Raw genomic sequence first — 7,124 nt, 5'->3', positions numbered from 1 at the left:
GGCCTCGCGCCGGGATCCAAGGCTCCGCGCACGCAACGGCCTGAAGGTCTGCGGCGCGGTATACGCAGAGATCTGGCCAAGCCCCGCGCCCAATCGCAAACGCGCTCCCTGCGGCAATCCCGCCGCCGAACCCGTCAGCGTTCAGTCGCGCGAAGGCTCACTCATGCTGATGCCGTCCGCCGCCAGCACCTCCTCCGGCACCGGCGCCTGGGTATCGCGCAGCGCGAACAGGCCGCGCAGGTCTGCCGGCCGGTTGGCGAGATCAGCCACCGAATAGCGATCGAGCGCGGCGAGGAAGGCGCGCGTCGCTTCGGCAAGGACGCGCGGCAGGCCACAGGCCGGCGCGATCACGCAGTCGCCGCATTCCACCAGGTCGAACCCGCCCTCGGTATGGCGCACCAGTTCGCCGATGTTGATCTGCGCGGCCGGGCGCGCCAGCCGCAGCCCGCCGTTGCGGCCGCGCACCGTCTCCACGAAGCCCGCGCGGCCGAGATCCTGCACCACCTTCATCAGATGATCCTTGGAGATCGCATAGCGGGTCGCGATCCGCCCGATGGAGGCGAGTTCGTTGTCGTGCGCCGCCAGGTGGATCAGCACGCGAAGCGCATAGTCGGTGTAGCGGCTCAGCTTCATGCCACGCTTATACAGGTATTTCGGTTGCATGTATATGCGTGGAGGAATACAGGCATTGCAAATACCTCTTTTACGGAGTCGTTCATGCCCGCGCCGCTCTCCCCGCAAACGATCGCCATCGTTCAGGCCACCGTTCCCGCCCTTGCCGACCATGGCGCCGCGATCACCGGCGCCATGTATTGCCGCCTGTTCCAGGATCCGGAGATCGCCGCGCTGTTCAACACCGCCAATCAGCAGAATGGCGCGCAGCTTCACGCGCTGGCGACCGCCATCCTCGCTTACGCCCGCAACATCGAAAATCTCGCCGCGCTCGGCCCGGCGGTGGAGCGGATCGCGCAAAAGCACATCGGCTATGCGATCAAGGCCGAACATTATCCCCATGTCGCCACCGCCCTGCTCGGCGCGATCGCCGAGGTGCTGGGCGAGGCGGCCACGCCCGAGATTCTCGCCGCCTGGGGCGAGGCCTATTGGTTCCTCGCCGATATCCTGAAGGGCCGCGAGGCGGCGATCCGCGCCGAGATCATGACGCATGACGGCGGCTGGACCGACTGGCGCCGCTTCGTGGTGACGGAGCGCAAGGACGAAAGCGAAGGCATCGCTTCCTTCATCCTGAAGCCGGAGGATGGCGGCCGGGTGCTGCGCCACCGTGCCGGCCAGTATCTCACCTTGCGCTTCGATGCTGCCGGCCGCCCCGGGCTGAAGCGCAACTTCTCCATTTCCTGCGGGCCGAACGACGATCACTATCGCATCACCGTGAAGCGTCAGGCCGATGGCGGCGCCTCGGCGTTCCTGCATGACGAAGCGGTGCCCGGCACGGTGATCGAGCTGACGCCGCCGGCCGGCGATTTCTTCCTGGCGGATGCGCCGGATCGCCCGATCGTGCTGCTGTCCGGCGGGGTCGGCCTCACGCCGCTGGTCAGCATGCTGGAGCAGATCGCGGCCGTGCACCCGGGCGTTCCCATCTGGTACGTCCATGGCACCGCCAGCCGCGCGACCCATGCGCTGGATGCGCAGGTCCGCGCGCTCGCCGCCCGGCACGGCGGCACGAAGGTCGCCACCTTCTACGAGCGGCGCGACGAAGCGGACGAGGCTGAGGCCGGCCTCATCACCATCGACTGGCTGAAGGCCAACACGCCGTTCGTGGAGGCCGATTATTATCTCTGCGGCCCGCGCCCGTTCCTGCGCTCGTTCGTGTCGGGGCTGGTCGCCGCCGGCGTGCCGGCGACGCAGGTGCATTACGAGCTGTTCGGCCCGACGGACGAGGTGCTGGCGGCCTGATCCAGGAGGCCGCGACACTCACCCCGTCATGCCGGGCCTGTCGCGGCATCCGGGGTGCCGCGAATCCTCTGGCTTGAGGGTCGTGGCACAGGATGCCGAACCAGCCGGCACGAGGGGGTGGGTGTCGCGGCTTCGCGAACGCCGGATCGGTTCAGTGATGCCGGCACGCGCAGCGGCGCTCTCCTTCCGCTTTCCCGCCCTGATCCGGTCCGCGGCGAGGGCGGCGTGGCGTTACCTGAAGCCGTCCCGCCATCGCGCGCCCGGATCAACGACCCGTGCCCGCCTTAGCGGCTCGCGCGCTCGGCCTGGTCCGCCTCCTCGGTCAGGTCCAGCGTCTCGAACCCGCCCACCGCAACGCGGCGGCTGATCAGGCTGTTCGTCGGCACGACATATTTGGATCGCCGCGTCAGCCGCTCGACCTTGTAATAGCCCTGCCCATCGTCCCCCGACCCGGCGGCGCGCGCCGAATAGCGCCGCTGCGCGATCTGGCGCAGCACCAGATCGGTCCAGGGATTGCCGGAAGACTGGCGCAGCACCTCCGCATCCGCCGTGGTGCCATCGGGCCGGATCCAGAAGCCGACATCGGCCCATTGGATCGCATCGAGATCGCTGCTGCGATACGGGTCGGGATCAACGTCAGCGTCGGCACGCGAGCCGAACGCGGCGCTGCTTCCCAGATAGGACCGCGCCCGGCCGCGGGCCTCCTGTAGCTGCGCCGCGGCGTCCAGCTCATAGGGTGGCGCCTTCAGCAGCACGGGCGCTTCATCCTGCCCCTGGCCGAGCGACCGGATCAGCCGGTCCAGATTCTCCCCCTCGGCATCCTTGGCGGCGATCCGCAGCCGCAGCACGCGCAGCGCGGTGGCATAGCCCGGCTGCTGCGCAAGCGTGCGGCGGTCCAGCTCGTCCAGCTTGGCGCGGGCGTCCTTCGGGCGATCGGTGGCGGTCAGCAGCCACACGCGCTTCATCCCCGCCAGCATCGCCGCGCGATCGTTGCCGCTCTTCAGCGCCGCGTCCTCGCTGGCGCGATAGGCCGCTTCCGCCCGCAAGGCGGTTCCCGTCTTCACCCACATGTCGCCGAGCGCAGTGGTGGCGGCGAGCACGGCGGGGTCGTCCGGCGGCAGATTGTCCTTCAAGACGTGCACCTGGCTGGCCACCGCGCGGCGATAATCGTCCTGGTTGCCCTCGTGCAGCGCCACCGTGGCATAGGCCTCGTAGATCGCGGCGACCGGCTTGGGATCGCTCTCGGCCTTGCCCTTGTTGCGGGAGATCGCGCCCGCGAGCACCGCTTTCGCGTCCAGATACTTGCCGGTGCGAAAGCGTGCCTCGGCCAGCGCGATGCTCGCCTGCGCATCGCGCAGCGGGGTGCAGCCGCCGCGCACGCATTGCTGATGCGCCTCCTCCAGCCGCTTGCCCGTCACCACGATCTCGCCGCTCGCCTGTGCCAAGAGCAGCAGAAACAGGGACATTGTGATCTCCCGCAGGTGAAACGGCAGACTACACGCCGTCCGGGCGGCGGCAAGTGCCGGGGCGGGTTACATTTGCGCGCCGGCCGCCTAGGCTCGGTGCCATGGCGCGCAATCGTTACTATCAGGGCCCGGCGAGCGACCATTTCGATGGTGTTCGCTTCTTCAATCCGGGCCAGCCCTCCACCGATCGGGGCCTTCGCGCCCTGCTGCGCTGGAAGCTAGCGGGCGGCGCGGCGCGCTGGCCCGCCGCCGTGCCCGTCACCCAGGCGACACCGGAGACGGCGGTGGCGGGGCTGCGCGTCACCATGGTCGGCCATGCCAGCGTGCTGATCCAGGCGGCGGGGATGAACATCCTGACCGATCCGGTCTGGTCCGCCCGCGCCAGTCCCTTCGCGCGCCTCGGGCCGAAGCGGGTGACGGCGCCCGGCATCGCTTATGAGGATCTGCCGCCGATCCATGCCGTGCTGATCAGCCATTGCCATTATGATCATTTCGACGTGGCGACGCTGCGCCGGCTCCAGGCCGATCACGCGCCGCTGTTCGCCTTGCCGCTGGGCAATGATGCGATCCTGAAGGCCGCCGTGCCGGATGCGCGCTGCGTGGTGGGCGACTGGTGGGACCGGCTGGTGCTGAGAGAAGGTGGCGCGGGGCCGGGGATCGCGACCACGCTGACGCCCGCCTATCACTGGGCGAACCGCTGGCCCAGCGACGTGCGCATGGCACTCTGGTCGGGGCATTGGCTCGACACGCCGGCGGGCAGCGTCTGGTTCGTCGGCGACACCGGCTATGGCGATGGCGCGATCTTCACCGCGGTGGCCGATCGGCTCGGCGCGCCGGATGCCGCGCTGATCCCGATCGGCGCCTATGAGCCGCGCTGGTTCATGGCGGCGCAGCACATCAACCCGGCGGAGGCGGTGCGCATCTTTCGTCAGGTCGCGGCAGGCTGGGCGATGGGCATCCACTGGGGCACCTTCCAGCTGACCGACGAGGCCCGCGACGCGCCCCGCCTCGCGCTCGCCACCGCTCTGTCCGCCGCCGGCATCCCGCCCCGCCGCTTCGTCGCTGGCCATCCCGGCGAGGCGCATGACGTGACGCCCGCCGCCGACGCGGGCTGAGGCGCCGGGAGATCCTCCGGCCCGAGCGGCCCGTTATTCCTCCTCCGCCACCCGCTTTCGCGCGGCGGCGCGCACGGCCAGCCAGCGGTCCCGCTCGGCCAGCGCGTCGGGCAATGCGCGATGCGCCGGCGGATCTTCCGGCCGTGCGCCCGCCTTTGTCACGATGCGGTGCGTTTCGTCCTCCAGCTGCGGCCCCGAGAAGCGGTGCTTCAGTTCCTCGCGCGCGGTTTCCTCCAGCGCCTCGCCCGTGTTGCGCAGCCGAAGCGCGTGGCGGTCCAGCCCGGCGCCGCGCAGCAGCGCGCTCAGCCATTTGCCGTCCCAGGATGGCGCGCTGGCGAACAGGTCATGCCCGCCCAGCGCCTCCACCATCCGTGTCGCCACTTCCGCGGCCGCTTGCCCCTCCTGCTCCAGCCGTGCGCGCGACAGGCCGTGGATCCGTTCCGATTCCGCGTCCCAGTCGGTCCATTGCGGCAGCGGCGCGATCAGGTGGCTGTCGGACCGGCCGTCCTGGAACACCCAGGCCACCTCCACCGGCCAGCTGTGATCCGACAGCGACGAGGCTTCGAAATCGAGAAACACCTTCATCGCTTTCCCTTTGGCATCGCTTTCCCATTGGTCCATCGCCCGGCGTGATACGAGAACGTCCCGTTCAGCCGAACGGTCCGGGCGAATGGTCCGGGCGATCCGTCGGGGCGAACGGTCGGCCCTTCATCGCACTTGCGAGCGCGGCGCGGCGCGTCGGCGCGGCGCGGCCCCGGCTCGCCGGCCGGCGATGAACCCGCCGCCGCCCAGGCGCATTATACGGGCATGAAAGCGGCACATCTCGCGGGGAAGCGCGTGCTCGTCACCGGCGGTGCCGGTGCAATTGGCCGCTCGGTCGCGGCGCGGTTCATCGGTCTTGGCGCGCGGGTGCTGATCGCGGATCGCGACGAGGCGGATCTGCGGCGCGCCACGGAGGAGATCGTGCTTCCCGCCCAGACCGGGCTGCTGGAGGCGGTGGCGGCCGATCTCGCCAGCAGCAGCGGCCTTGCCCATGTGTTCGCGCGGGTCGATGCCGGGCTGGGCGGGCTTGACCTGCTGGTCGCCTGCGCCGGGGTTGGCGCCGGCCCGCTGATGACCATGGCGGAGGCGGAGTGGCGCGCCGTGCTCGACAACAATCTGGTGAGCCATGTCGCCGCTGCGCAATGCGCGGTGGAGCGGATGCGCGCCGCCGGCGACCGGCAGGGGATGATCATCCTTGTCGGCTCGGCCAGCGTGCATCGCGCGGCGGCGGGTGACAGCGTGCTCAATGCCTCCAAGGGCGGGGTTGCCCTGTTTGCCGAAACGCTGCGCCGCGAACTGATCGCTGACGGCATCCGCGTCACGCTGATCGAGCCGGGCGCCACCGATTCCGCGCTTCAGCCGCTCCCGCCCGAGGAGCGCGCGCGCCAGGTGGAGGAACAGCGGATGCTGGATCCCGATCAGGTGGCGGACGCGATCCTCTTCGCCGCCACCCGCCCGCCCGGTGTCGACGTGGTGTCGCTGCGGATCGAGCCGCTGGCGCAACGCGCCTCCTGAACGCTTCCCCGCGCGGGCACATTCGTCCGCGGGCAATCATCTTGATGTGGAGCAGGGGGGCGAACCGCTTTTTATTCTGGTGCGTTGGCGCGTCCGGAGGCGAGAGGATGACGCAGGAAGACGAACGCTGGATGCGCCGCGCGATCGAGATCGCCCGGTCCAAGGGGTCGCATCCCTCCACCGCGCCGCTCGGCTCGGTGATCGTGCTGGACGGGCGCGAGATCGCCGGCGAGCGCAACCAGACGGAAGAGCTGCCCGACGCCACCGCCCATGCCGAAATGATGGCGATCCGCCGCGCGTGCGAGGGGATCGGCGATCAGGAACTGCGCGGCGCGACGCTTTACTCCACGCTTCAGCCGTGCGGCATGTGCACCATGGCCTCGATCTGGTCCAAGGTCGGCCGCGTGGTCTATGGCGCGGGGCGCGATGACGTGCACGAAATGTATTTCGAGGCGCGCCATGTCGACACGCTGTCGTTCATCGCCGATGCCTATCGCGACGACATCGTGATTGAGGGCGGGTGCCTCGCCGCCGAATGCGCCACGCTTTATTATCCGCCCGGTGCCGATCTGCCGGCGGACGAACAGGCCAATCTGTGAACGCGCCGCCATCTGTGGGCGCATCCGCGCCCGATCCGTCCGCCCCGCTCGACATCAACGCCGCCTCCGCCGAGCAGATCGATGCCGTGCCCGCGCTTCAGGGACATGGGTTCGAGATCGTCCGCTATCGCGAGGAGCGGGGCCGCTTCACCGCGCTTCGCCAGCTGGAGGAAGTGCCCGGCATGGCGGGAAAAACGGCGGGCCTCGCGTCCGTGATCCGGTGCTGATCCGCGCGGCTCCGCTGTCCGCCCGGCGGGATTTGGGCTAGTGGATCGGGCCATGGGAGAGCATTCAGCGGCGACGGGCGAGCTGACCGGCCTGATCGGGGGCGGGGAGGCCGGCGATCTCATCCGTGGCAAGAACTGGGGCGCCACGCCGCTTGGCCCGATCGATCGCTGGCCGGCGGAGCTGCGCGCCACCGTCCAGACGCTTCTCGCCTCGCCGGTGCCGATGGCGATTTTGTGGGGCGGGGACGG

At 69.9% G+C, this 7,124-nt stretch carries 8 protein-coding genes and 1 pseudogene; 6 read left to right on the top strand and 3 right to left on the bottom strand.

The window, feature by feature from the left end:
* Positions 1-141: 141 nt before the first annotated feature.
* Positions 142-633 carry an RrF2 family transcriptional regulator gene (locus tag AX702_RS09085; protein WP_066778699.1) on the bottom strand — a complete coding sequence of 164 codons (492 nt, stop codon included), beginning with the start codon at positions 631-633 and terminating at the stop codon, positions 142-144.
* 84 nt (positions 634-717) lie between these two features.
* On the opposite strand from AX702_RS09085, the gene hmpA reads away from it, so the two are divergent.
* Positions 718-1,911: an NO-inducible flavohemoprotein gene (hmpA, locus tag AX702_RS09080; protein WP_066778697.1), complete on the top strand. Its 1,194-nt coding sequence runs from the start codon at positions 718-720 to the stop codon at positions 1,909-1,911.
* A 284-nt stretch (positions 1,912-2,195) separates the two neighbouring features.
* Here the strand turns inward: hmpA and AX702_RS09075 are convergent, their stop codons facing one another.
* Positions 2,196-3,377, bottom strand: coding sequence for a hypothetical protein (locus AX702_RS09075; RefSeq protein ID WP_066778695.1), 1,182 nt, complete (start codon positions 3,375-3,377; stop codon positions 2,196-2,198).
* A gap of 101 nt (positions 3,378-3,478) precedes the next feature.
* On the opposite strand from AX702_RS09075, the gene AX702_RS09070 reads away from it, so the two are divergent.
* The gene (locus tag AX702_RS09070) at positions 3,479-4,492 is read left to right on the top strand and encodes an MBL fold metallo-hydrolase (protein WP_066778693.1); all 1,014 of its coding nucleotides are present in this window, start codon (positions 3,479-3,481) and stop codon (positions 4,490-4,492) included.
* A gap of 33 nt (positions 4,493-4,525) precedes the next feature.
* Here the strand turns inward: AX702_RS09070 and AX702_RS09065 are convergent, their stop codons facing one another.
* Positions 4,526-5,077: a transcriptional regulator gene (locus tag AX702_RS09065; protein WP_066778702.1), complete on the bottom strand. Its 552-nt coding sequence runs from the start codon at positions 5,075-5,077 to the stop codon at positions 4,526-4,528.
* 222 nt (positions 5,078-5,299) lie between these two features.
* Between AX702_RS09065 and AX702_RS09060 the strand changes: the two genes are divergently transcribed.
* The 4 genes and pseudogenes from AX702_RS09060 to AX702_RS09045 all read left to right on the top strand — a co-directional run.
* The gene (locus AX702_RS09060) at positions 5,300-6,049 is read left to right on the top strand and encodes an SDR family oxidoreductase (protein WP_156455423.1); all 750 of its coding nucleotides are present in this window, start codon (positions 5,300-5,302) and stop codon (positions 6,047-6,049) included.
* Between the two features lie 107 nt (positions 6,050-6,156).
* Positions 6,157-6,648, top strand: coding sequence for a nucleoside deaminase (locus tag AX702_RS09055; protein ID WP_066778689.1), 492 nt, complete (start codon positions 6,157-6,159; stop codon positions 6,646-6,648).
* A 14-nt stretch (positions 6,649-6,662) separates the two neighbouring features.
* Positions 6,663-6,875, top strand: a complete 213-nt coding sequence (locus AX702_RS09050; protein WP_066778700.1) for a ComEA family DNA-binding protein — start codon at positions 6,663-6,665, stop codon at positions 6,873-6,875.
* 52 nt (positions 6,876-6,927) lie between these two features.
* A pseudogene (locus tag AX702_RS09045) lies at positions 6,928-7,124 on the top strand (hypothetical protein); the annotation flags it as partial.

Origin of the sequence: Sphingomonas sp. CCH5-D11, assembly GCF_001557395.1 — a bacterium.
GTDB lineage: Bacteria > Pseudomonadota > Alphaproteobacteria > Sphingomonadales > Sphingomonadaceae > Sphingomonas.
Note: the sequence above shows the minus strand (reverse complement) of the source record. Positions and strands in the feature narration are given on the sequence as shown.